14 protein-coding genes and 7 pseudogenes are annotated in these 22,655 nt (G+C 59.4%); 8 read left to right on the top strand and 13 right to left on the bottom strand.

The features are described 5' to 3' along the window. Window positions 1-428: 428 nt before the first annotated feature. Window positions 429-1,886: an NAD-dependent succinate-semialdehyde dehydrogenase gene (locus BPNPMPFG_RS38920; protein WP_413776966.1), complete on the bottom strand. Its 1,458-nt coding sequence runs from the start codon at window positions 1,884-1,886 to the stop codon at window positions 429-431. A gap of 226 nt (window positions 1,887-2,112) precedes the next feature. Between BPNPMPFG_RS38920 and BPNPMPFG_RS38915 the strand changes: the two are divergent. After that, window positions 2,113-2,897 (top strand): annotated as a pseudogene (locus tag BPNPMPFG_RS38915) (IS5 family transposase). Here BPNPMPFG_RS38915 and BPNPMPFG_RS38910 read toward each other — a convergent pair. The 4 genes from BPNPMPFG_RS38910 to BPNPMPFG_RS38895 form a co-directional block, all read right to left on the bottom strand. Further along, window positions 2,868-3,197: a transposase gene (locus BPNPMPFG_RS38910; protein WP_413776920.1), complete on the bottom strand. Its 330-nt coding sequence runs from the start codon at window positions 3,195-3,197 to the stop codon at window positions 2,868-2,870. The pseudogene BPNPMPFG_RS38915 and the gene BPNPMPFG_RS38910 sit on opposite strands and share 30 nt — an antisense overlap. 219 nt (window positions 3,198-3,416) lie before the next feature. Beyond that, entirely contained in the window at window positions 3,417-4,511 is a 1,095-nt protein-coding gene (locus BPNPMPFG_RS38905) for a site-specific DNA-methyltransferase (RefSeq protein WP_258598273.1), read from the bottom strand. Further along, entirely contained in the window at window positions 4,508-5,566 is a 1,059-nt protein-coding gene (locus BPNPMPFG_RS38900) for a hypothetical protein (protein WP_258598271.1), read from the bottom strand. The genes BPNPMPFG_RS38905 and BPNPMPFG_RS38900 overlap by 4 nt, the downstream gene beginning before the upstream one ends. A 43-nt stretch (window positions 5,567-5,609) precedes the next feature. Beyond that, the gene (locus BPNPMPFG_RS38895) at window positions 5,610-6,689 is read right to left on the bottom strand and encodes a ParB N-terminal domain-containing protein (RefSeq protein WP_258598269.1); all 1,080 of its coding nucleotides are present in this window, start codon (window positions 6,687-6,689) and stop codon (window positions 5,610-5,612) included. A 420-nt stretch (window positions 6,690-7,109) separates the two neighbouring features. Here BPNPMPFG_RS38895 and BPNPMPFG_RS38890 point away from each other — a divergent pair, with 420 nt between their 5' ends. Continuing rightward, window positions 7,110-9,305 (top strand): helix-turn-helix domain-containing protein, encoded by a 2,196-nt coding sequence (locus BPNPMPFG_RS38890; protein ID WP_258598267.1) that lies wholly within the window; start codon window positions 7,110-7,112, stop codon window positions 9,303-9,305. A 244-nt stretch (window positions 9,306-9,549) separates the two neighbouring features. Here the strand turns inward: BPNPMPFG_RS38890 and BPNPMPFG_RS38880 are convergent. Continuing rightward, a protein-coding gene (locus BPNPMPFG_RS38880; RefSeq protein ID WP_258598265.1) for an IS3 family transposase occupies window positions 9,550-10,679 on the bottom strand; the annotation gives its coding sequence in 2 pieces (ribosomal slippage) (window positions 9,550-10,430 and window positions 10,430-10,679; 1,131 coding nt in all). A 58-nt stretch (window positions 10,680-10,737) separates the two neighbouring features. Beyond that, window positions 10,738-11,631: pseudogene (locus BPNPMPFG_RS38875) on the bottom strand (reverse transcriptase domain-containing protein); the annotation flags it as partial. Window positions 11,632-11,684: 53 nt separating this feature from the next. On the opposite strand from BPNPMPFG_RS38875, the pseudogene BPNPMPFG_RS43675 reads away from it, so the two are divergent. From BPNPMPFG_RS43675 to BPNPMPFG_RS38860, 4 genes and pseudogenes are all read left to right on the top strand, one after another. Beyond that, window positions 11,685-11,906: pseudogene (locus BPNPMPFG_RS43675) on the top strand (DUF5372 family protein); the annotation flags it as partial. Between the two features lie 58 nt (window positions 11,907-11,964). After that, entirely contained in the window at window positions 11,965-12,123 is a 159-nt protein-coding gene (locus BPNPMPFG_RS38870; protein WP_183454876.1) for a hypothetical protein, read from the top strand. Beyond that, entirely contained in the window at window positions 12,116-13,906 is a 1,791-nt protein-coding gene (locus BPNPMPFG_RS38865) for a recombinase family protein (RefSeq protein ID WP_258598262.1), read from the top strand. Before BPNPMPFG_RS38870 ends, BPNPMPFG_RS38865 begins: the two co-directional genes overlap by 8 nt. A gap of 33 nt (window positions 13,907-13,939) precedes the next feature. Continuing rightward, the gene (locus tag BPNPMPFG_RS38860) at window positions 13,940-14,341 is read left to right on the top strand and encodes a helix-turn-helix domain-containing protein (protein WP_413776965.1); all 402 of its coding nucleotides are present in this window, start codon (window positions 13,940-13,942) and stop codon (window positions 14,339-14,341) included. Between the two features lie 11 nt (window positions 14,342-14,352). Here BPNPMPFG_RS38860 and BPNPMPFG_RS43670 read toward each other — a convergent pair whose 3' ends face one another. The 5 genes and pseudogenes from BPNPMPFG_RS43670 to BPNPMPFG_RS38835 form a co-directional block, all read right to left on the bottom strand. After that, window positions 14,353-14,703: a reverse transcriptase domain-containing protein gene (locus BPNPMPFG_RS43670; protein ID WP_495885011.1), complete on the bottom strand. Its 351-nt coding sequence runs from the start codon at window positions 14,701-14,703 to the stop codon at window positions 14,353-14,355. Between the two features lie 945 nt (window positions 14,704-15,648). Next, the gene (locus BPNPMPFG_RS38850; RefSeq protein WP_258598259.1) at window positions 15,649-17,046 is read right to left on the bottom strand and encodes a M16 family metallopeptidase; all 1,398 of its coding nucleotides are present in this window, start codon (window positions 17,044-17,046) and stop codon (window positions 15,649-15,651) included. 4 nt (window positions 17,047-17,050) lie between these two features. Continuing rightward, window positions 17,051-17,776: pseudogene (locus BPNPMPFG_RS38845) on the bottom strand (M16 family metallopeptidase); the annotation flags it as partial. A 559-nt stretch (window positions 17,777-18,335) separates the two neighbouring features. Beyond that, a pseudogene (locus BPNPMPFG_RS38840) lies at window positions 18,336-18,874 on the bottom strand (class I adenylate-forming enzyme family protein); the annotation flags it as partial. A gap of 89 nt (window positions 18,875-18,963) precedes the next feature. Then, window positions 18,964-20,057 (bottom strand): annotated as a pseudogene (locus tag BPNPMPFG_RS38835) (Fic family protein). 319 nt (window positions 20,058-20,376) lie between these two features. Between BPNPMPFG_RS38835 and BPNPMPFG_RS38830 the strand changes: the two are divergent. Beyond that, entirely contained in the window at window positions 20,377-20,589 is a 213-nt protein-coding gene (locus tag BPNPMPFG_RS38830; protein WP_095495993.1) for a cold-shock protein, read from the top strand. 246 nt (window positions 20,590-20,835) lie between these two features. Here the strand turns inward: BPNPMPFG_RS38830 and BPNPMPFG_RS38825 are convergent, their stop codons facing one another. Continuing rightward, a complete protein-coding gene (locus BPNPMPFG_RS38825) occupies window positions 20,836-21,306 on the bottom strand; it encodes a Ros/MucR family transcriptional regulator (protein WP_258599103.1) in 471 nt (156 codons plus the stop codon). Window positions 21,307-21,897: 591 nt separating this feature from the next. On the opposite strand from BPNPMPFG_RS38825, the pseudogene BPNPMPFG_RS38820 reads away from it, so the two are divergent. Continuing rightward, window positions 21,898-22,620: pseudogene (locus tag BPNPMPFG_RS38820) on the top strand (cytochrome-c peroxidase); the annotation flags it as partial. Window positions 22,621-22,655: the final 35 nt, after the last annotated feature.

Raw genomic sequence — 22,655 nt, 5'->3', positions numbered from 1 at the left:
CCGGCAAGCGTCTGCGTATCAAGATCCAGGCCGCCCGCAGAAGCTTCAGTCGATCGAGCAGTGGGCTCGCTGCCATGGGCGGAACCGATGAAGCCGCTGATCTCCCGGCCCACGCGGCGCGCCAATGCAAACAAGCCCTTCCATGTAGAGACCTTGTTCGGGCCACTTGCCGAACTACAACTCGAAACGAAGCCTTCTCGGCGAGGACGCCTGGTCGCTCACAAGCTTGTCGCCCGCCACATGCGACGCTCTTCGCCGCCAACCAGGCGCTTGTCGCGTCGAGAGAATATCCAGCCAGTACTTCAGAATTGCGTCTCCACGGGTTGCAGAGTCGCACGCCGGCACCCATCGAGCAGCGGTCTTTCGATTCCCGTCTTCGGCGATCGCTCGCGCAGTTGCCGGATCTGCGAACCGCGCAAGCAGATGCTTCAGATGCCGCCCATGCAAAGATATTTCATTTCGAGGTAATCCTCGAGGCCATGACGGGAACCCTCACGCCCGATGCCGGACTGCTTGATCCCGCCGAAGGGTGCCGCTTCCGAGGACATGCGTCCGGTGTTGACACCGACCATGCCATATTCCAGAGCCTCGGCGACACGCCAGACACGCTTCAGGTTGGAGGCATAGAAGTAGGCGGCGAGGCCGTAGATCGTGTCGTTGGCCTCACGCACGACCTGATCCGCATCGTCGAAGCGAATGATCGGCGCCAGCGGCCCGAATGTCTCCTCCCGCGCAACCGCCATCACGCTGGAAATCTCGGTGAGGACCGTCGGTTCGAAAAAAGTGCCATCCTTGCCGATGCGACTGCCCCCGCATCGAATTGTGCCGTCTTTGGCAACGGCATCGGCGATGTGCGACTCGATCTTGGCCAGAGCATGCGTGTCTATGAGCGGTCCGATGTCCACTCCGAGAGCGAAGCCGTCACCAACCGATAAGCGGCGGACTTTCTCAACGAATTTCTCGACGAACTCATCGTGAACGCTCGATTGTACGTAAAGGCGGTTCGCCGACACGCAAGTCTGGCCGGCATTGCGGAACTTCGCCTGGATCGCACCGTCGACCGCAGCGTCGATTTCGGCATCGTCGAAGACGATGAAAGGTGCATTGCCGCCGAGCTCGAGGCTGACCTTCTTGATCTGTTCCGAGCATTGGCGCATCAGCAGCCGGCCAACCTCGGTCGATCCGGTGAAGCTGATCTTGCGGACCTTGGGATTGGCGCAAAGTTCGCGGCCAACCGCATCACCTTCGGACGCATAGATCAGGTTGACGACGCCTTCGGGAAAGCCGGCCTGATGGGCGAGGGCGAACATTGCGCCAGCCACGAGGGGGGTCTGCTCAGCGGGCTTGAGGACAATGGTGCAGCCTGCGGCCAAGGCTGGCGAGATCTTGCGTGCGACCATGGAGGCTGGGAAATTCCAGGGTGTTATCGTGCCGACGACGCCGATCGGTTGCTTGATCACCAGCATCCGACGGTCCGTCGATGGTGCGGAGATCGTCTCGCCATAGATGCGATTGGCCTCCTCGGCGTACCATTGCAGGTACGCCGCAGCATGCGACACCTCCGATTTGGCTTCGGCAAGCGGCTTGCCCATCTCCGCTGTGAGTATTGCGGCGAGATCGTCGGCGTGGTCGATGATCAACTGATGCCAACGCCACAGAACGTCGCTGCGCTCGCGTGCGGTCAATGCTGCCCATCCAGGCTGGGCGACATAAGCCTTGTCGATCACCGTGCGCGTCTCCTCGACACCCATGTCAGGAAGCTCTGCCAGCACTTCGCCGGTCGACGGGTTGAGGACCTCGAATGTTCGCTTGCTAATCCGGGTGCCAAGTGCCGGCAGGCGATCAATGGGTCCAAACAGCTCGGGGCATTTCAAGTGACGGATCATCGGCAGGCACAGGGGCAATACCGGATTCCTCCTCAACGTAGCGGGTATATGTAGCAGGGTGCGGCGTGTATTGCGCCCGCCGGGGTTGCTTATAGGGCCTCGGCCGGACAGCTGGTAGTCACAATGTAACCGGAAAGGGAACTACTTTGAGAGTTTTCTAGGCTTCGTGGACAAAGCTTGACGCTAGACTCGGTCGCTGATTCAAGGCTGTCTTTTGGAGGCAGCGTTGGGCGACCGGATTGGGGTATCGGACGAGGAATGGGCACTGATCGGGCCGCTGCTGCCAGCAGAGCGGGGTCCAGGGTGCCGTCCGGCGCAGGATAATCGGCGCTATTTCGAAGGCATGATGTGGATGGCCCGAACCGGGGCGCAATGGCGTCATCTGCCTGATGAATATGGCAAGTGGAACAGCGTCTTCCGCCGATACCGGCGATGGGTCGCGACGGGGGTGTTCGATGCGCTGCTCGAAACGCTCGCCGAGATGGTGGAACGCGATGCCACCGCCGACATGATCGATAGCACCGTTGTCCGGGCACATCATTGTGCAGTCGGCATAAAAAGGGGACTCAGGAAACTGAGGCGCTTGGCCGATCGCGCGGCGGCTTCACCACCAAACTCCATGCGCGGTGCGACGGAAAAGGCCGACCTCTCGGCTTCGTCCTGACACCTGGCCAGGCGCATGATATTCAAGGCTTCGGCCCGCTGTTTCGAATGATCGCCGACCGTATCGAGGCGCTCCTGGCGGACAAAGGTTATGACTCCGACGCTATCCGCGAAGAGATCGCCAAAGCCGGCGTCCAAGCGGTCATCCCCGCCAAAAGCAACCGCCGCGCCCCCATCCCGCATGATCGCGAGAAATACCGTTGGCGCAACCTCGTCGAGCGCCTGTTTAACAAGCTGAAGAACTGGCGCCGTATTGCCACACGCTACGACAAGACCAAGGAATCCTATCTTGGCTTCGTGGCGCTCGCCTCAATCAAACTATGGCTGCCCTTTGTCCACGAAGCCTAGTCGATGGCTCGCGGTTCTCGTTCGGCGAAAAATTGAACAATGGGACATTTCGGATTCGCCACCGGCACGCGGTGCATGTCGGCGACCCCGCCGACAATCTGCGGAACACGATCGGCGCTCACCGTCCTCACGGCGCCAATCGTCGGCGCCACACTCGCGCGCAGCGCGTCGCCAGGCGAACAACTGAGCCGGGAACAGCCCGTGACGGCGGGCAACGCAAGAAACGCTATCTCCCGCAATATAACGTTCTTCGACAATCTGACGCTTTGCCTCCGCACTGAACCGCCGGCCAGTGTCCACATCTCGAGAAGCCTGAAATCATTACTGATCGCAGTGGTGTCCATACGACCTCTAATCATATCAAGCCGAGCTCCTCACAAGGCGGCCTTCCTCGGATGTGTACGCAATATGCATCCCGGCACCCTTTGCTCATCTGGATTTCTACAATTTCGCTCAATCCGGGCCAGTCAGGACAACGATCGCTGTCGACAACACGGGCGCGCCCGATGGAAATCCTTATTAGGAAATCTGGAAGGTGAAGTCGTGTTCGAGGCGTTCGGGCTTGGTGCCGGGGCGGAAGGAATTGGTTTGGCGCTTGGCAATTTCGGACGAGCGACCACTGTGTACGGCTCGGACGGTGCGAGATTTCATTGCTTCAGAAAGTCCCGATTGCAGACCTTCCAACAATGCGTCTTTGGTAAGCCGAGTGCCGCCAATCCGAATCACGATAGTTGAGGTTTCGCGCAGTAGCGGTTCGGTGCCTTTCCAAACCTCTGAAAGAAAGCTCCAATAATCTGTCGGAACGGTATGTCGGTCATCCCGATTGAGACGATGAACAGGCCGTTCCGAACCACCAAGAAACCAGAGCCGAAGCCATTGGTCTTCGGAATAGTCTGTCGTGTCTAGATAGGGCGGGGAGGTGACCACAAGCGCGACCTTGCCGCGATGCTCGGCAAACCTTTCAGCGGACTTTCGAGAGTCGGCCAGAACAACCTTGCCATGGTTCTTGGGCGGCAGTTTTGAATATCGAAAAGTGGCCGCTTGACGAAGGATTTTGAAAGCGTCTCGCTCGGGTGCCTCCATACCGCGCTCTCGCCACCATCGTACCGAATAGTCTGGTTTAGTACTGATCGTCCGGGGCATGCGATTGCTGAGGCACATGGCCGAACGATGGGACTCGCCGTGAAGAACTCCCAACATCACTGCTGCAATGAAGCGGTCAGTTCGATCATCTTGCCAAATCAGCTGCTCGCGCAAGTATGCGATTTGGGCGAACGTCTTCGCGTGAAAACACGTGGAAAAAAAAACTGAGGGCGGGGCCGTCCGTTCGTCAGTCGCGTCGAATGACCCCTCCAACGCATTCAACCTGTCAAGTACCGCCTTGAGCTCGGGCACCTGCGCTTTGGCTCCCGCCACGCAAGCAGCGACAGGATTGATATCTGAGCCAATAGCTGCACGGTCATTGAGCAGGCTCTCAAGCACCGTGGTTCCGCGCCCACAGAAGGGATCAAAGACCAAATCCTTGGGTCGTGTATAGGCCAAGAGTTGCTCGGCAACGAACCTCTCTGGAAACATCGCAAAATACGGACAAATAGCATGTAGTGGATGTCTCATGCCGCAGCCCTCTTTTCGGCGAGAGATGCCATAACTTCGTCAACCCAAGCTGCAACTTCACCGATCCGATCGACCCCATCGACGCCTGCCCTAGGCCCTCCTGGGGCGCCCAGCACTCGAGCGGAAGATTGCGCGATACGGCCTCGGTCGAATATGACGCCAAACGCGCTCTCTCGAACGGCGAAGCGACGCAGTATGCCATCTTTGAAGGGCAGCTTTTTGCCGGACGCATCCTTCGGAGGCTCATCAAGATCAAACCAGAGCGGGAAGGGGATGCAAATCGCTGGCATGAAGTGTTCGAACACTCCGTCTACGAACCACTGCTTGATCGCCTTGACATCGTTCGCGACTGGCTTGTCTTTCCAGTCCAGCCCAGAGGCCACCTGCACGAACATCAAGAATGTTGCAGCGTGACCGTCATCGAACGGCCGCCAGGCAATTATGTCGACACCACCATCCTTGAGCTTGGCATCGAACCCGTGTGGAATGTCTTGTCGGACAGTGTAGGAGCCATACCGAAGCCATGCCGCTTGGAGCGCCGGAAGAAAGCCGTCGCCAGTTGCCCTTGGGAAACCGAACGACACGACTTGGGCTTCGGTATATCCGCCCACAGCGATGCACGAACAAATTTGAAAAATGTTTCCAATTCGTTGCACAAAATCCTGTTCGGCTTTTGGAACTTTCACCAAATCTTCGCGCATACATGAGTCGAGAAGACAGAAGGTGTAAAAAAGCTCGCCTGTTTGGGCCTCATTCCAAGTCGGCTTTCGGCGTAAGATTTGTGATTCACCAAGCTTGCCGTTAACCACTAGTTCGAATGGGTAGGCCGAACCAACAGTCTGCACTCGGAGCGAGAGTTCGTCGACCACGCGCTCCTCAAGATCGTCAGCCGCGCGGTCGGTCACTTCGGGCTCGCCGCTATCGTCGGCATCGGCATCCAGTTCCTTCGCCGAGGTCCGGTCGTCGGAAGTACGACGTAGTTGAGATTTGAGCGTTGAAATGGACACCTGACCGGCGGCGCTAGTTATAGCGAGAAGCTCCAGCCAATCGGCCAATCGCGTCCGCCGCGAACTTAGATCCGGTGGATTGATGTGCACGTCACAGATCCTCGTCTTGGCCGAGGCTCTTCTTCACCATCGCGTCCCGCAAATTCCTAACGGTCGTCGCCAGATTCCGGCCCATTGCGAGGAGCGTTTCATCGCCGTCAAAATGCGCTGAAAGGCCGAGCGCATTCTCGCACTCCTTGGATGCCGCGATAAGCGCCTCCTTAAAGCGCACCGAAGGGGGTTCAACTTGCTCGAAAGCCTGATCGAGGCGGCGGGTTTTTGCCAAGACAGCCAAAGCGGTCTTGTTCTCCATAACTCGCACAAGCTGGTTCAGGTTGGGATTCTGGCTGGCGATGAGAGTCGATTCTTTCTTGGACTCCTGACCGTAGAGCCACGACATAAGCTGATCGAGTTGGTTGCTGTTTTCGGTTGGAACAGGGGTCTCCGATTCATCTTCATCGTCCATTCCAAGATAGGTCCGCACGGCGGGTCTCGAGACGGCTGTGTAGAGATGTGAGAACGCGAATCGCTTCTTACTCCGGTCGTTGAGATCGAAGCCTTGCGCTTGCGCTTGCTCAAGCACGCGATAGCCGGCGACTAGCCGACGAACAGTGTTGTGGTTGTCGCCCAGCATTTTGCTGACAACTTCCACGTCCTCGCCTTCTTTCAACCAATCGGCCGCGTATTTTGCCTTGGCATATGCATCCCATTTGAATGGTCCGTTGATATGCTTGAAAGCAATAAACCGCCGCGCGGCAGCGCGATTGGGGACGTATCGAACACGGAGACCTGTGGGCAGCGGCTGCGGATTCGCTATATCGGGGAGGCGATAATTCATCGCTGCCCGGAGCTTTTCGTCGGCAATGAGGCGCAGCGCCGCGAGGCGGCGGTTTCCTTCGTAGACGATGTTGGTTTTAGCTTCGAGGATTAGCGGTTCGTAGTCGATCCACCCTGAAGACAGGATCGACTGTACGAGTTCCTCGACGTCGTACTCGTCGACAAGGTAACGCACGACTTCTTCGTCAGTCTCGAATGCCTCGTTGGGGACGCGAGGATTTCGCAGATCAAAACGCAGGTCAGCAGTAGGGATCATGACATCCCTGGCCGCCGGGTTTTCGATGTTTTTTGCCACTATCGGCCCCTTTCCCGGATACGCGTAGCAGTCGCATCAGCGACGGCCTTCTTGAGTGTCCGACTTATCCATTCTTGAAGGGTAGTGTCCTGCTCGGCGACGATCAGCCTGAGCTCGCGATGAAGGTCTGCGTCCAGCCGAATATGGACCATGCGCGCCTTATCATCGCTCGCAGCGTCGGATGAATCTTGAGCGCCGATAGCCGCCCCCTCTTTGTAACACAGTGACTCGTGTAACACGCGTTCCGTTGGCCCGCTATTCCCATGGACATTCTGTCGCTTGACCATGCCGCACCGCCCAAACTCCAGAGTTCGCGGGCGACATCGGCGATCCCACGATTTTTAAGATCCAGAACAAAGTTGACACAAGGCGACGTCCTGCATATATGTTTTCATTAATGCGGCATAAGGATGTACCTAAATGACAATTTTCCCTATTAATCATACGTCCGTCGCCATAGCCCGACTTCGGGCCGAGGCTGGCGCAACGCAGGCAACAGTGGCTGAAAAAGCCGGCCTTGACCAAAGTCGCATTTCCCGGATCGAAAAAGGAGAGATTGCCGCCGCAGCCGAGATCGATCGCGTCCTGGACGCGCTCGCCGAACTTGGCGCAATAAGAGCAGCTGACTATAAGAGTTATGCAGCGCGTGAATGGCTGCACATAGAGCCGCCTTCTTTCTGGAACCCGGAACTAGCTTGCCTTGAAATCACTGAAGAGACCCTCGGCCAAGTCGCAGAATTTCTGAACGACGATGAACGCCCCTGGCCCCTCCGCAGGCAAATTGAGAAGCACCGGGATTCATTGCTTCGCGCTGCGACATTCCTGAACCGTCTCAACCACAACATCGCGTTTATCGGCGACATGGGCGTCGGAAAATCGACGGCAATCAGCTTCATCTTTGACCTGCTTGTCCCTGCCTCAATGGCAGAGAAGCAGATCAACCGGCCGATACTGGAAACTGGGGGCGGCGGGACCACGATCTGCGAAGTTCATATAAAAGGGGGCCCAGAATTTGGTATCTCTCTTGTGCCCATGAGCGAAAACGAGTTGCGCGAATTAGTGGCTGACTTCTGCGCTGCGAAATGGATGATCCTGAGCAGTGAAAAGCGGGATCAGAGCGAGACGGTCGGCGTCAGCCGCGAAGCCGATCGTGCAATCCGTAACATGTCCGGCCTCGGTCGGCGTAGGGAGATGGTCGAAGGCAAGATCACCTATTTCGATCCGGTCAACGACTTGGCGCGTTCCTGTGGTAACGAGGAAGAATTTAGAACCCGTGTTCTCGGCCTAATGGGATTGCCCGACCGTACCCAGCGCGAGCTGTGGTACGACAGCGCTACCAGGAAGCATCCAATGGAATGGGTCACGGAGACCTTCAAGGCTGTGAACAACGGCCGGCTTAAGGATGTGTCGCTGCCACGCAGTATTGATCTGATGATTCCGAATTTCGGCCGAAGCTTTGGCGAGCTTGAGGTATCTGTAATCGATACCAAAGGGGTCGATGACGTTGCCGTCAGAGAAGACCTTGACGCCCGACTCAAGGATCCTCGCACGGCGGTCATTTTCTGCTCGCGGTTCAATGATGCGCCCGGCACGAGCGCCCGTATGCTGCTTCAACACATGCGGCTGACCTTCTCCGAGCGGGTCGATACCGGCAAGGTTTCTGTTCTTGCCCTGCCCCGTTCGGAAGAAGCACGCTCGATGAAGGACGATATGGGCGAACAAGCCCTGACCGATGCAGAAGGCTACGAGTTCAAAACAATGCAGGTGTCGGGCGAACTTCGCGCGGAGGATTTGGGCGGAGTTCCGTTGATCTTTTTTAACGTTGAGTCCGATGAACCGGCGCGTATTCGGGCCGAACTCTTTGGGCAACTCGCTCATATGCGAAAAACGATTGAAGAAAGGTTGTTTGACCTCTGTGCCGCCGCTCAAGAAATCATCGAAAATCATGAAGCCCAGGCCCTCAATGCTGCGATCGAGGAGGTGGCAAATCGCCTGAACACGTTTCTTAAGGGCAATCGGCGTCTAGGCGCGCGTGAACGGCTTGCATATGTCGAAGCAATCGGAACAGTTAAGGGCGTCCGGTACGCATCGACGCTTTGGGCAGCAACACGGCGGAGCGGCGAATACTCTGGTCTCAACATGACGCACCTTATTGGAGTTGGAGCTGCCCGTGATGCCAAGCTGCGCAGCGACACGTGGTTTCAGAGCCTTGATGCCTTCCTAAAATCGCTCAAGGCCGATGACGATCTTGCGGCGGCCGTGCGAACAATCGATCAGTTCGCGGCAAGCGCCGCAGCGTCGAAAGTTGCGTTCCTCGAAGGATCGCAACGGGGCGCAATCGAGGTGTATCGGGAGCCTTTGACCCAATCCCCCGTGTGGACGTCTTGCTCGTCGGAATGGGGTCGTGGCCCCGGCTTCAAACTGCGGGTTGCCGAGCAACTCGAAAAATGGTTTGCGGCAAAAGGCGATCTAAAAGAAACACTCGAAGATATCATCAACAGTCTTTGGGAACAGTCCGTAATCCTTCCTCTTCTGCGGCTTGTAGAGGAAAGCGCCCCCGAGGCTGACATCGCCGCGACAAACGTAGTTCGGTTCCCTGGTCACCTTTCAACATAACGCCGCGACTAACTTAGAAAGCCTGCAAAGGGGAACGCCGGAGCTGCTGCAGGATCAACTCGCTGAACTTTGGTCGAAGATGGATGATGTGAGCGTGGGCGTCAGTAGCCGAACCTTGCCGATATTGCCCAGCCCGCCGATCGTCCCTTGGCCCTCGATGTTGGCATAGGTGGCGCCGAGGTAAGAGCTGGCGCGGTTTGTTTGAACAGGATTTCCCGATTTATAAGTGGAATCCTACCTGTGTTTAAGCCGCTTTGGGAAGCGTCATTGGGGTGAAGTAGGCCTCATCGGGCGTTCTGTCGTCAAGGCTCGAATGAGGTCGTCTCTGGTTATAAAAAGTCAGGAATTTACCGATGGAAGCACGTGCCTGGCTGACGCTTTCATAGGCATGGAGATAGACCTCGTTGTATTTGACGGTTCGCCATAGGCGCTCGACGAATACGTTGTCGCGCCAGGCGCCCTTACCATCCATGCTGATCTGGATTTTCTGATCGAGCAGGTTCTTGGTGAACTCGATGCTGGTGAACTGGCTGCCCTGGTCGGAGTTGAAGATTTCCGGCTTGCCATATCGGGCGAGCGCCTCCTCGAGTGCTTCAATGCAGAACGCCGTGTCCATCGTGATGGAGAGCCGCCAGGACAGAACCTTGCGCGTAAACCAGTCGACGATGGCGACCAAATAACAAAACCCACGTGCCATCGGGATATAGGTCAGGTCTGTCGCCCAGACCTGATTGGGCCGGGTGACCGGCAGTTTGCGCAACAAATAGGGATAGATTTTGTGCCCATCCCCGGGCGTGCTGGTGCGCGGTTTGCGATAAAGCGCCTCTATGCCCATGCGCTTCATCAAGGTTCGCACGTGTAAGCGGCCCGTTTCATAGCCCTCCCGCTTCAGGAGTTTTTGCATCAGCCGGCTGCCGGCGAACGGATAATCCATGTGCAATTCGTCGATCCGGCGCATCAGCTTCAGATCGGCGGCTGACACGGGCCGAGGCAAGGCGTAGACGCTGCCCCGGCTGATCCCCAATTCGGCAGCCTGCTTTGTAATCGGCAAGTCATGGTCGCGATCAATCATCGTTTTACGCTCGCCAACAGCCCGGCCTTGTCGAGCGCCGAGCCTAAAAAATCATTGGCCAGCGTCAATTCGCCGATCTTGGCATGAAGAACCTTCACATCGACCGCTGGTGCCGCTTTCTCCCCACCGTTAGACACGCTCGCGGCTCCCTCAAGAAGCTGTTTCTTCCAATCCGCGATCTGGTTGGGATGCACATCGTATTGCTGCGCCAATTCCGATAGCGTCTTTTCCCCTTTCAGGGCCGCAAGCGCCACTTTGGCTTTAAAACCAGCAGCATGGTTACGGCGAATTCGTTTCGGCATTTCAGCTCCTGTTCGTGAGCCACCCTGGCTCAGCTCAGGGTCGCGGTAGGGACGCGCATTACTGCACGCCCCCCGCACAGATCCGTACGTGCGGCTTTCCCGCATACGGCTCCCACCTCGGGTGTCTGACGGCGAAGCGCTGCTCCGGCCAAGGGTGGATAATCTGGACCTTGGGGAGATAGTCGTCGGCGAATTTCTCGATCCGCTGCCTTGTCGTTCGGTCCCGATCGCCGCGCCTAATAAGGGCTCGACGCCAGTGTGATATGACTTGGCGGCGGAACGCCACGTTGGCCTCGTAGTTGGTCGGCACAGCGTGATAGTTCATAAATCCTCGGACAACCTGCCCCAGCCATTTCCCCAGTTCGGGGGTCGACTGGTGCCTTCGCTGTCGCAGCGTGGCCTTCACCTCCTTGAGCTTTGTCCGCAGGCGATCGGCCCGGGTTTTCCTCTTGACGAGGAACTTACCCTGCCGAGATCTGCCGCAGATAAAAGTAAAGCCCAGAAAGTTGAAAGTCTCCGGTTTTCCGAGCCCGCGCATCTCGCGATTTGCCGCCGCGTGGCGGCCAAACTCGATCGTGCGGGTCTTGTCCGGATGCATCGATAGCGAGAACTCCTCAAGCCTGGTTCGCATCGCATCGAGGAAGCGCCTTGCGTCAGTTTCGTGCTCGAAGCCAACGACCAGATCATCGGCATAGCGCACAACGATCATGTCGCCGGATGCTTCCCGACGCCGCCAGCGCTTGGCCCACAGGTCGATGACGTAGTGCAAATAGACGTTGGCAAGTAGCGGTGAGATCACCGAGCCCTGTCCCGTCCCCATTTCACTGACCGCCACCACCCCATCTTCTAGGACGCCCGCCTTCAGCCATTTCTGGATCAGGCGGATGATGCGCTTGTCGCCAATCCGATGTTCCAGGAACCGGATGAGCCATTCTTGGCTTACCGAGTCGAAGGAAACATCTCCAGACTGCCCATCACCAGGACCTTCCCGCCTCGGCAACGATCATGCGGGAGGGCCACGCCTTTGAAGGGCGGCCTCTGGCCGTAATCAGCCGCCTCAAACGCCGCGGCGAGCCAACGCTGCTTTTAGAATTGCCGGACGGCAGCCGGACCTACATTCCCGTCGCGTGGACGGATCTCGGGGGCCTGGGGGGTGATTCCACAGCCTCGCCGGCTAATCACTCCAGCATTGGGCGGCTTTCAGACCTTCTGCATCTGCGCTTTCTGACCGACGCTCTTCTTGAACGGCGCGGCGAGTCGCCGCCCGATGACAAGGAGGAGCGACATGCAACTGAAGCTGAGATTCGCCGAGGAAGACCGCAAGCGGCCTCCCGACCCACCCACCTGGGAGACGCTGGACGCCGAGGCGCGGGCGGAGGCGTTGCGCCGGCTCGCCCTCGTGATCGCGCGCATGCTGACAGTGAGGGAGGCCGGTCATGACTGAACACAGCAAAATCGCCGCCGGTCACCAGGCCCGGCTGGCTGTCGTCTACCTGCGCCAGTCGAGCGCCTCACAGGTGGAGAACAACCGTGAATCGACCGAGCGGCAATACGCGCTCTCCGGTCGGGCGCGTGAGCTGGGTTGGCCGGACGAGCGTGTCTTGGTCATCGACGAGGACCTTGGCCTGTCCGGCTCCGGCAGCGTCATGCGCGCCGGCTTTGCGCGGCTGACCAGCGAGGTGGCGCTGGCCCGGGTCGGCATCGTGCTTGGCCTGGAGGTTTCGCGGCTGGCGCGCAACAATGCCGACTGGCACCGGCTGATCGAGTTGGCCGGGCTGACCGATACGCTGATTGGCGATGCCGACGGGATCTACCACCCGGCTCTGTTCAACGATAGGCTTTTGCTCGGGTTGAAAGGCGCCATGAGCGAGGCCGAATTGCACGTCCTGCGCGCCCGCCTCAATGGCGGCATCCGCAACAAGGCAGCGCGCGGTGAATTGCGCCGCGGCCTACCGATCGGCTTCGTCTGGGGCGAGGCGGACGGCGAGATCCTGATCCATCCCGACGAGGCCGTCGCCCATGCCATCCGCACCGTCTTTGCCCGCTTTGCCGAGCTCGGCTCGGCGCGCCGCGTGTGGCTGTGGTTCCGCGAGCAAGGGATGAAGTTCCCGCTGTGGCTTAATGCACGCACCGAGCTGCGCTGGGGCGAGGCCAGCTACCACGCGATTCACAGTGTGCTTGGCAATCCAGTCTATGCCGGCGCCTATGTCTATGGCAAGTATCGCCGAGAGACGGTGCTCGACGAAACCGGCGCGCGGTGCAAGCGGATACGCAAGCTGCCGATGGAAGACTGGCAAGTGCTGATCAAGGACCACCACCAGGGCTATATCGATTGGCCCACCTTCGAGGCCAATCGAGAGCGCATGGCGGCCAACACCCAACCCCGGACGCACGCCAAGGCGCAGGAACAGGCCGGTGGCGCCGCCAGAGAGGGTGGCGCCCTGCTGCAGGGCATTGCCCGCTGCGGCCACTGCGGGCGACGGCTGCACACCCATTATCGCGGCCGCACCGTGACGCCGGGCTACCATTGTCCCGGCAAGGTGGTCGTCGAGGGCAGAGGCGTCCATTGCCTCAATGTTGGCGGCGGGCAGATCGATGAAGCCGTGGTGGCGGCCTTCCTGGAGGCGCTGGAGCCGGTGCGCCTGACCGCCACGCTCGAAGCGGCCGAGCGGCTGGAGAACGATCGCGAGGCAGCACTCAAGCATTGGCGGCTCGACGTGGAGCGCGCCGCCTTCGCCGTCAACCGCGCCGAGCGCCGCTATTGCGCCGTCGATCCCGACAATCGCCTGGTCGCCCGCAGGCTCGAGCAGGAGTGGGAGGAGGCGTTGCGCGCACTGGAGGCGGCAAAGGCGGAACTGGCGCGGCGCGAGGAGCAGCGTCCGCGCGTCCTGTCGGCCACGGAGCGGGAAACGCTGCTTGCCCTCGGGGCCGATCTGGCGAGCGTTTGGTACGCGCCCACCACCACGCCGCGTGACCGCAAGGAATTGCTGCGCACGCTCCTCGATGAGGTCACCCTCCATGTCGATCGCGACGAGGCAGCGGCGCTTCTCGTCCTGCGCTGGAAGGGCAACGCTACGAGTCGCCTCACCGTCGCCTTGCCGCGCTCGCGGCCGGCGACGGTTCGTACCGACGAGGACACGCTGGCGCTGCTGCGGCGGCTGGCACCGCATTATCCCGACGCGGTCATTGCCGGCGTCCTCAACCGCCAGGGCCGCCGAACGGCGTAGGGCCACCGGTTTGACGCCAACCGCGTCGGCTATCTGCGTAAGCACTGGAAGATTCCCGCCTGCAAGGCCAAGCCACCAGCCGCCGACGGCGACATCGTCACCGTCCGTCAGGCCGCTGCCGCGCTCGGCGTGGCGCCATCGACGCTTCACCGCCATGTCAACGACGGCCTCATCCCGGGCGAACAGGTGACACCCGGTGCGCCATGGCGCATTCGCCTGACCGCCGAACTCAAGGCCCGCTTCCTGGCCACGCCTGGCGAAGGCTTTGAGCCCATCCGCGACGCCATGGAGAACCTCGGCCTGTCGCGCCAGGTCGTGTTGCAGCGAGTAAAACGCGGCGAACTCGAAGCCGTCCATGTCGTGCGTGGACAGAGAAAAGGCCTATGGATCAAGACGATAGACCAAAATCCTAGCCTCTTCGAACAGATACCGTGAACCAGGGGGTATTATGACAATGGATCCAAGAATGACCGGATGTCGGCGTCAAGAACCCAGTTCACTTTCCGTTTGCCAATCCCAACTACAAGGGCGTCCAGCGCATCGTGCTGGCTACGTCCAGGTCGGAACCCATACGAGAACCCGAGGAAATCTTCCTCATAGACCGCATTCAGCACCTCCAGCGTCGCCCTTTGGACAATTTTGTCTTCCAGAGCTACCACCGCGAGAGGCCGTCGTCGCCCATCCGCCTTTGGTATGTACTGCCGGCGGGATGGAAGCGGGTGATACGGTCCCCCTCGGTGAACCCGATCATAGAGATCGGCGAGGTTGCTTTCGAGATCGGCTTCGTAGTTTGCCATGTCACTCCGTCTACTCCCGGAGCAGCTTTCCGTTTGAGGGCGTAGAAGGCTTCCCGCATCTGGTTAATGCTGACATGGTGCAAAAGGGCAGTGAACTTCGTCTCCTTGTTGTGCCTTGCCACTTGCCGTATGCGGTCCAACCCATGTGCCACACTCTCCCGTCCCTGTGTCCGGAGTGTGCGGTGCTGTTCCGCATTCCCCTTGGCCCCCGCCCTTCGCTCCACCGTCTCCGCCGCCGGTGACCCGGCCTTGTTCGTCGGCTTCTTCACTACTATGGCGGGATCCGACTTCTCGCGACCGTGCATCATCGGCTCCGGCTCCTCACCTTCCCGATGCGGGCCGAGGCGGTTTCCCACCTTCGGTCAGACGCGAGATATCCCAGGTTCCGACGCAATCCGTTCGTGCGTGATAGGATCTTCGACCGCGGCAGAGCGTCAAGGCCTCGCATAGCGGCCCCGCACATTTCGCCTTCGACGTTTCTGACCGTCTCGGCCTCTGCGACATTGTGGATATCGCGGCTCAATAACCTACCCCTCACGATTGCTGTGTACGCTTCGCGGCCGCCGTCGCCGGCGGGCTCACGCAACACTCGCTACCAGGCGGACGCTACTCCTTACCTGGGCCGGACTTCCACCGGCTGGATCACGCCAGCTTCTCCTGGCGCACCAGAAATTCCACTTAACCCCCTGTTCAATTTTGCCGAGCCAGCTCTGTACGCCCAGTCTGCGGGCCACGGTCCCGCTCTCTAACCGACCGAAGAGATGCTGACGTGAGGAGGAGCGGCCACAATCAGGCGAGTAGGCCGCCTGAACCGGCAAATGCTCGTAAGGCCCCCCCCAAACCGCTCGGCGGGCTTTTAAAAAACCCTACCAGCCAGCCGAACTGGGCCACACTCCCCTTGAAAAAGATCAAAAGGGAGAGGGAAGTCGAAACGGGCTCCTGTATTCATCCTTTGCCCCCCAGCGGCGGGCCAACGACCATAATGGCGGGCTCGGCCGAAAGCAGCTTCTTCGCCGCTGCCTTGACCTGGTCGAGCGTCACCTGATCGATGAGGGCGGAACGGCGCTGGATGTAGTCGGTGCCGAGATTGTCGAGCTGCAATCCGACGAGCGTGGCTGCAATCGAGCTGGAGGTATCCAGATAGCTGATGGCATAGGCGCCGATCAGATGCTTCTTGCTCGCCTCGAGCTCGGCCTCGGTCGGCCCCTTTTCCGCCATATCCTTCACCACCTGACGCACGATGCTCAGCGTCTCGGCGGCGCGGTCCGAGCGTGTCGCCGTCGTAACCAGCAGCGCATGAGAATGCTCGTAACCGGCCAGATAAGAGCCGACCCCATAGGCAAGGCCGCGCTTTTCCCGCACCTCCTCCCACAGGCGCGACGTGAAGGGCGAGCCGCCGAGGATATCGTTCATCAGCAGCGCGGCGAAGAAATCCGGCTCGCTGCGTCCGACGCCAGGAAAAGCCAATCGCAGCGAGGTCTGCGGAAGCTCGTAGTTCACCTCGACCTGCTGTCCGAGTTTCGCGGCGACATCGACAACGGGGGAGAGCGTCTGCTTCTCGTACAAATCGCCGAACAGCTGGTCGAGCTTTTCACTCAGCCTCTTCGCGTCAATGTCGCCGACCACGACAACATGGAGCCCGTCGCGAGCGAAAATAGCCTTGTGGAAGGCGCCGAGATCGGCCGGCGTTATGCCGGCGAGGCTCACTTTGGTCCCTTCGTCCGGCCTCGAATAAGGATGCGTGCCGTAGATCGCGCGTAGCCATTTGCGCTGAGCGATCGCATCGGGGTCGGGCTCATTGGCAATGATGCCGGAGAGCACCTGGGCGCGGATGCGATCGACCGGCTCCTGGTCGAAGCGCGGCCTGTTGACCGCGAGCCTGAGCAGATCGAAAGCGGCGTCCTTCCGCAGGGAAGGCATGCGCATCGAGCCATGGATGCCGTCGCGTTGCGCGTCGAAGCTCATCTCGGCGCCGGCATTGTCGAGCTTCACCTGGAAGGCCTCGCTGTCGAGATCGCCGGCGCCCTCGTCGAACAGGCGGGTCATCAGATGAATGAGCCCCTCCTTGCCGAGCGGGTCCTGCGTGGTGCCGCCGGCGAAGACAAAGCGAATGGCCACGATCGGCACCGTATGGTCCTCGACCAGCCAGGCATTGATGCCCTTTTCAGATTTCACCTCCTGGATGTTCATCGCCGCATGAGCAGTGAGCGCCGGCAGAATGAGGAAGAAAATGGCGATGAAAAGGATGGCCAGCGGGGTGGCGAGGCACGCGACGCTACCTTCTGCCGCTGAAAGCGGAAAAGGCAGCGCTTGAGCAAAGGCGGCACGGTGTTGGTTCCTCATCACATCAATTCTCCGTCTTGGGCAAGAGATAGCCGGTGGTCGAATGGCCGGGCACGAGATAGCGGGCGGCAACCGCTTTGACCTGATCGGCGGTAACCTTGCGGATGCGGTCCGGCCATTCCTCGATATCTTTTACGCTGCCGCCGGTGGCAAGCGTTGAGCCATATATGTGGGCCAAGCAGGCGGGGTTGTCGCGGGCGAGGATCACCGAGCGGACACGGCGGTCCTTGGCCTTGCCCAGCTCGTCATCGGTAACACCGTCCTTGACGATGCGGGCGACCTCGGCATTGGCCGCCGCTTCCAGATCGGCGAGCTTGGCATCGCCGCGCGGCGAGGCGTAGATGGCGAAGTTGGTGGCATCCAGCATGGTGCCCTGGAAATTGGCGCTGGCCTCGGCGGCAATGCCCTGCTTCACAAACAGCTGCTGGTAGAGCCGGCTGCGGTTGCCGCCCCCGAGGATATCGGCCAGGAGGTCGAGCGCCTCGGCCTCGCCAGGTTCGGCCGTATGATAGGACGGGACCACCCATTGCGTGGAAAAGCGGGGCACCGAAACGCGCGCGTCGGTCAGCGTCACCGTGCGCTTGGTGTTCTGCTCCGGCTCGACCGGGCGGATGCGGGTTAAACCAGGACCTGCCGAAACCTTTCCATAAGTCTTTTCGGCCAGCGCCTTCACCGTTTCCGGCTCGACGTCGCCGGTTACCACGAGCACGGCGTTATTGGGCCTATAATATAGGTGGGGCTCGTGAGGCAATGTGTGTACACCTCCCGAGAAGATCGCGGGGCTGCTAACGCAGAGCCGTGCACTCAAGCCGACAGAGAGAGCGCCTAGCCGTTTTGAAAAAGCCAACAAAACAAGGCAGCGACGGGAGTGCTCTTTGCGTACTTCCTATCGGCGTGCCTTCTTCAATGTCCGGAGCGACCACGAAACCGCAATCGCCATCCTCAGGACGCTGAGACATTGCGGCTATTAATCATATATCGGTGGATGCGAGGACGAAGCGGCCTTGCGCGACGCCCTTTGCTGATCCCGCCGGGCGACCGCAGGCTGCAGCTGGTCGAGATTTGGCAAAGGCGATCGTCGGCCGAACGGCGATTGGTGGGCGGCATGAGCAGCGCGCTAAATATTACGCCGCGCGTCCATAATCTAAATTCGCGACAGAAACACAGGCGATAGCCTCCGAACCTTTCGCCGAGGCCGGGTTTGTAGCACCGCCACAGCCGCATTCACCTTGAATTGCAAGTTCACCGTGGCCGTAAAAAAACCCAGTCATCGCGCAACGCCCCGTTCTTCAATTGCTGCCACTTTGCTGGCGTGGTCGCGCATCGCGCTCTTTCAGAATAGAGTGCTGGATGTTGCCGAACGCCGTTCGCGGCAATTCGTTCGTGAAAATAAACTCGCGCGGGACTTTGAAACGGGCGACCTGGGACTGCACATGGGCAGCCAGCGCTTCTGCTTCGATCCGAGCCCCCACCCGCCTGATCCCCGTAGGCGACTGGTACTTCGTCCCAGCGCGGATCCGGCCGGCCGACGACAGAGCATTCTGCGACATCGGGGTGCTCGTTAAGCACACGCTCGACTTCCGCCGGATAGATGTTTTCTCCGCCGGAAATGATCAGGTTCTTTTTGCGATCACGGACCCAAAAAAACCGTCGGCATCGCGGTGACCGAGATCGCCACTGCGATACCATCTGTCACGCCGCGCCTCTCGGGTCGCTTGTTGATCGCGCCAATATTCATAGGAGACGTTGGGGCCCGCACCGCTATTTCGCCTGTCACGCCTGGCGGCGACTCCTTGTCAGCGTCGTCGATAATCATGGCTTCGCAGCATCTCCGCGCGTTTCAGGCGATCGTGAAAGACGAGTTGGAACGGCTTCGAAGGGGCTGATGCGCGTACCGAGACTCCGAGCGCATGACGACTATTGCTTCAGGTTTAGATGGTATCGCGTGTGTCGACGCTCGCCGGTACGCACCAGCGCGCCCTTTTCGACAAGGTCTTGCAGGTCACGTGTAGCAGTGGCTCGGGACGCTTTCGTCGTATGGATATAGTTATCGGCGCTAAGGCCGCCTTTGAAGCCCTCGATGCCCTCTCGGAACATACGGGTGACGGCTTTCTCCTGCCGGGGGGATAGCTTACCGCGCAGCCGGTCAAAAAGGCGCGCCTTATCGATATAGAAGTCGATGCGCTTCAACGTATTGCTTTGCGCTTCGAGGATCGTTTCCGCGAAAGACACCAGCCAATCGGTGATCTCATTCTCCTTGTTGGAGCGCTCCAGCGAGTCGTAGTAAGCCTTGCGGTTCCGCTCGATCGTGTACGCCAGCGCGATAAGGCTCGGCTCGCCGAGGTTCTGCGCCAATGCCTTTTCCGAAAGCGCTCGACCGATACGCCCGTTGCAGTCCTCGAAAGGATGGATGCTCTCAAAATACAGATGCGCGATCCCCGCGCGTGTCAGTGCCGGCAAGGCGCGCCGCTGATCCGACGCGCTCGCGTTGAACCAGGCGATGAAGGCGTCCATTTCGGCGCCCGCGCGTGCCGAGGGCGGCGCCTCGAAATGCACCTTCGGCTTGTCGATGCGCTCGGATACGACCTGCATCGGCTCCGCATGCGTGCGGTAACCGCCTATCACCTGGATGCTGCGGTGCCCGGCGATGACCATCTTGTGCCAACCCAACAAAGTTTCGGCGTAAGGGTGTCGGCAGAGGTCCGGTAGAGATTGACCATCATCTCGGCGATGCCGCACTCTTGCGGAGGAACGTTGTCGAGCCCCAGTTGCTGGCGCAGCGAAGATTGCACGCTGTCACGATTGAGGATCTCGCCTTCGATTTCCGAGGTCTTCAGCGCTTCATCGCTAATCAATTCGATTCTCAGCGTATCCCGATCATTGGGACTGACATGGCGGAATCCACCGAACAGTTCGCCTGCGCGCAGCAGAAATGCCTTCTCCAGCGGCTCTAACGCAGCGGGATCGTAACGGAAATTCGGCCAGTCGGGTTGTTGCCAGTTCCAGGTCATGAGCGATAGAATGCCTTTCTATAGCTCATTTCTCCCTAAAATATGAGTTATAGTAAGCATTTCTATGCCTCAACGGACACACCAAAGCCAATCGCAGTGTCCACTGCGACAGTGATATAGATGATACTGGGATTCAGGCGCGTCGCAGGCGCAATGGCGACGTGAACCACCCGGCCGTTGACCCAGTGGCGCGAGCCACCACCGGCAGATCGAGCCGGGCCTAGCAATTTTTCGTTTTTGCTTTGCCTAAAGTCTCGGCTATGAAACGGACTGGCCAAATGGCCTGCCCACGTTGCAATTGTTACAAAGGAATACGCATATGGCGACCGGAACAGTGAAGTGGTTTAACAGCAGCAAGGGATTTGGATTTATCCAGCCCGACAATGGCGGTCAGGATGTTTTCGTCCACATTTCCGCTGTCGAGCGCGCGGGCCTCTCAACCCTCAATGAAGGGCAGAAGATCAACTATGAGATTGAACAGGACCGCCGCACTGGCAAGTCATCCGCTGGCAGCCTCAGCAAAGCTGGCTGATTTTTCGGCTGCGTCCAGCAAGAGCCGGAAGCAGCCCGGCACGTCCCGGATGGGCTGACCCGCTCGACAAGAGTGGGCGAGAACATGGCTTGACCGGAGAATCGGTCAACAGTTTGCTGCAAACCGTCGCGAATTCCTGAAACCAGGCTGTCTGCAAAGATGGGGTTGCTCCCCCGCCCTTTCATAGTCCGCGCAGATCATGCCAATGGCAGCAGCGCGGTCCAGAACGAATCTCGGTTGCCGAAATTAAGCCGCAACCTTCTTGCGGGTCCGTTTCGCCGGCCCCGGCGCCGGCGTTTCCGGCTCCTTCGGTTTGCGGCCGAGCCCCATCGTCTTGGCCAAGGCCGAGCGCGCCGCGGCGTAATTCGGCGCGACCATGGGATAATCCGCCGGCAGGCCCCATTTGGCGCGATATTCGTCCGGCGTCAGCCCGTAGTGGGTCGACAGATGGCGCTTTAGCGATTTGAATTTCTTCCCGTCCTCAAGGGAGATCATGTAGTCCGGTGTCACTGACTTCTTGATCGGGACTGCAGGCTTAAGGACCGCCGGCTCTTCTGCGGAGACGCTTCCGGCCGTGCCATTCAGAGCCGCATGCACTTGGGCGATCAGAGCAGGGAGGTCCCCTACCGGAACCGGATTGTTGGAGACATAGGCTGAGACCACATCGGCGGTGAGCTCGATGAGGCTGTCGATGTTCTTGTCGGTTTCTTCTGTCATGAAATTCTCCGGGCGGCTTGAAACATAGTCGGCGAAGCGTCGCTTCATAGTGGGGGTTGCCGCTGAACGCAACAATTGTCTCGACAGGATATTGCGATGCTCATCCCAGCATCGAGGTCTATAGCGCCGCATCCCACCATCATGCACGTTGATCCGCTCGGTGTTGGGCTGTCCCGCAACTGGGTCGGAGTTTGCTTTGATTCCCGATCCCCTCCATTTGAATTTTGCAAAATGAAAAAGCCGAAGGTGTTTCGCGCCGCTGAAGGTTTCGTACGTCATCGGATACACGGCTCCGACCTTCATGGTCTCCAATGATGCTTTCCGCCTTGGCATTGTCATGGTGATCGTCGCCACGCCCCAAGGAACCAACCAGGCCGTCAGCGCGAGCAAATTGCGACGGCGCCGGCCACGTATGGGATCCGCGGTCGCAGCGATGGACACAGGCTTGGTGGCGGCTTCCGCCATTCGATCACAGGCCCAATAAAAGTCTGGCCGTCAGGCCCGGTCCTCTCCCGCCGTTGATCTAGCGCAGGGCGTTCACGAACCGCATATCCCACAATGGCTTCCGTGCACAACTCTCGGAGATCATTTATGAAAATGCTATTCACTACGATGGCTGTCGCCTTGCCGGCAGCCACCGCTTTTGCTGCCGAACCGATCCCCGCCGACCTCAGAGAAACGGCACTGGGCACTTTCAAGGCTTTGCCATCCACCACGCCGGCAGTCGACAACAACCCGATCACACCGGAAAAGATCGCCCTCGGCAAGGCATTGTTCTTCGATCCGCGTGTCTCGGCGTCAGGCGTTTTGTCGTGCAACTCGTGCCACAACCTGGCCACCGGGGGCGACGACAATCTTGAAACCTCGATCGGCCATGGTTGGCAGAAGGGACCTCGCAACGCGCCGACGGTGCTGAACGCTGTCTTCAACATCGCTCAGTTCTGGGATGGTCGCGCCGAAGACCTGAAGGCTCAGGCCAAGGGACCGATCCAAGCCGGTGTCGAAATGGCCAACACACCGGGTCAAGTCATCGCGACGCTCAAGTCGATGCCGCAATACGTGGGATGGTTCAATGCAGCTTTCCCGGGCGAGGCCGATCGCGTCACCTTCGACAACTTAGCCAAGGCAGTTGAAGCCTTTGAGGCGACACTGGTAACACCGGCCCCCTTCGATGCTTTCCTCAAGGGCGATGACGCCGCCATGACTTCGGAACAGAAACAGGGCCTGGCGCTTTTCATGGAGAAAGGCTGCTCGTCCTGCCATGCCGGCATCAACGTTGGCGGGGAGGCCTATTACGCAGGAGCTATGGCTGAAACTGGGTGATGACGGTTTGAGAAGGGCGGCGTATC

The sequence above is a fragment of the Mesorhizobium sp. AR07 genome (assembly GCF_024746815.1).
Lineage (GTDB): Bacteria > Pseudomonadota > Alphaproteobacteria > Rhizobiales > Rhizobiaceae > Mesorhizobium.
The sequence above is the reverse complement of the archived record's forward strand: the minus strand, read 5'-3'. Positions and strand labels throughout refer to the sequence as shown.

Bases quoted from the DNA above. Each gene is read 5' to 3' on its own strand.
- BPNPMPFG_RS38920 (WP_413776966.1), bottom strand. From the start codon at position 1,886: ATGATCCGTCACTTGAAATGCCCCGAGCTGTTTGGACCCATTGATCGC.
- BPNPMPFG_RS38905 (WP_258598273.1), bottom strand. From the start codon at position 4,511: ATGAGACATCCACTACATGCTATTTGTCCGTATTTTGCGATGTTTCCA.
- BPNPMPFG_RS38890 (WP_258598267.1), top strand. From the start codon at position 7,110: ATGACAATTTTCCCTATTAATCATACGTCCGTCGCCATAGCCCGACTT.
- BPNPMPFG_RS38870 (WP_183454876.1), top strand. From the start codon at position 11,965: ATGCAACTGAAGCTGAGATTCGCCGAGGAAGACCGCAAGCGGCCTCCC.
- BPNPMPFG_RS38865 (WP_258598262.1), top strand. From the start codon at position 12,116: ATGACTGAACACAGCAAAATCGCCGCCGGTCACCAGGCCCGGCTGGCT.
- BPNPMPFG_RS43670 (WP_495885011.1), bottom strand. From the start codon at position 14,703: ATGGCAAACTACGAAGCCGATCTCGAAAGCAACCTCGCCGATCTCTAT.
- BPNPMPFG_RS38850 (WP_258598259.1), bottom strand. From the start codon at position 17,046: ATGAGGAACCAACACCGTGCCGCCTTTGCTCAAGCGCTGCCTTTTCCG.
- BPNPMPFG_RS38830 (WP_095495993.1), top strand. From the start codon at position 20,377: ATGGCGACCGGAACAGTGAAGTGGTTTAACAGCAGCAAGGGATTTGGA.
- BPNPMPFG_RS38825 (WP_258599103.1), bottom strand. From the start codon at position 21,306: ATGACAGAAGAAACCGACAAGAACATCGACAGCCTCATCGAGCTCACC.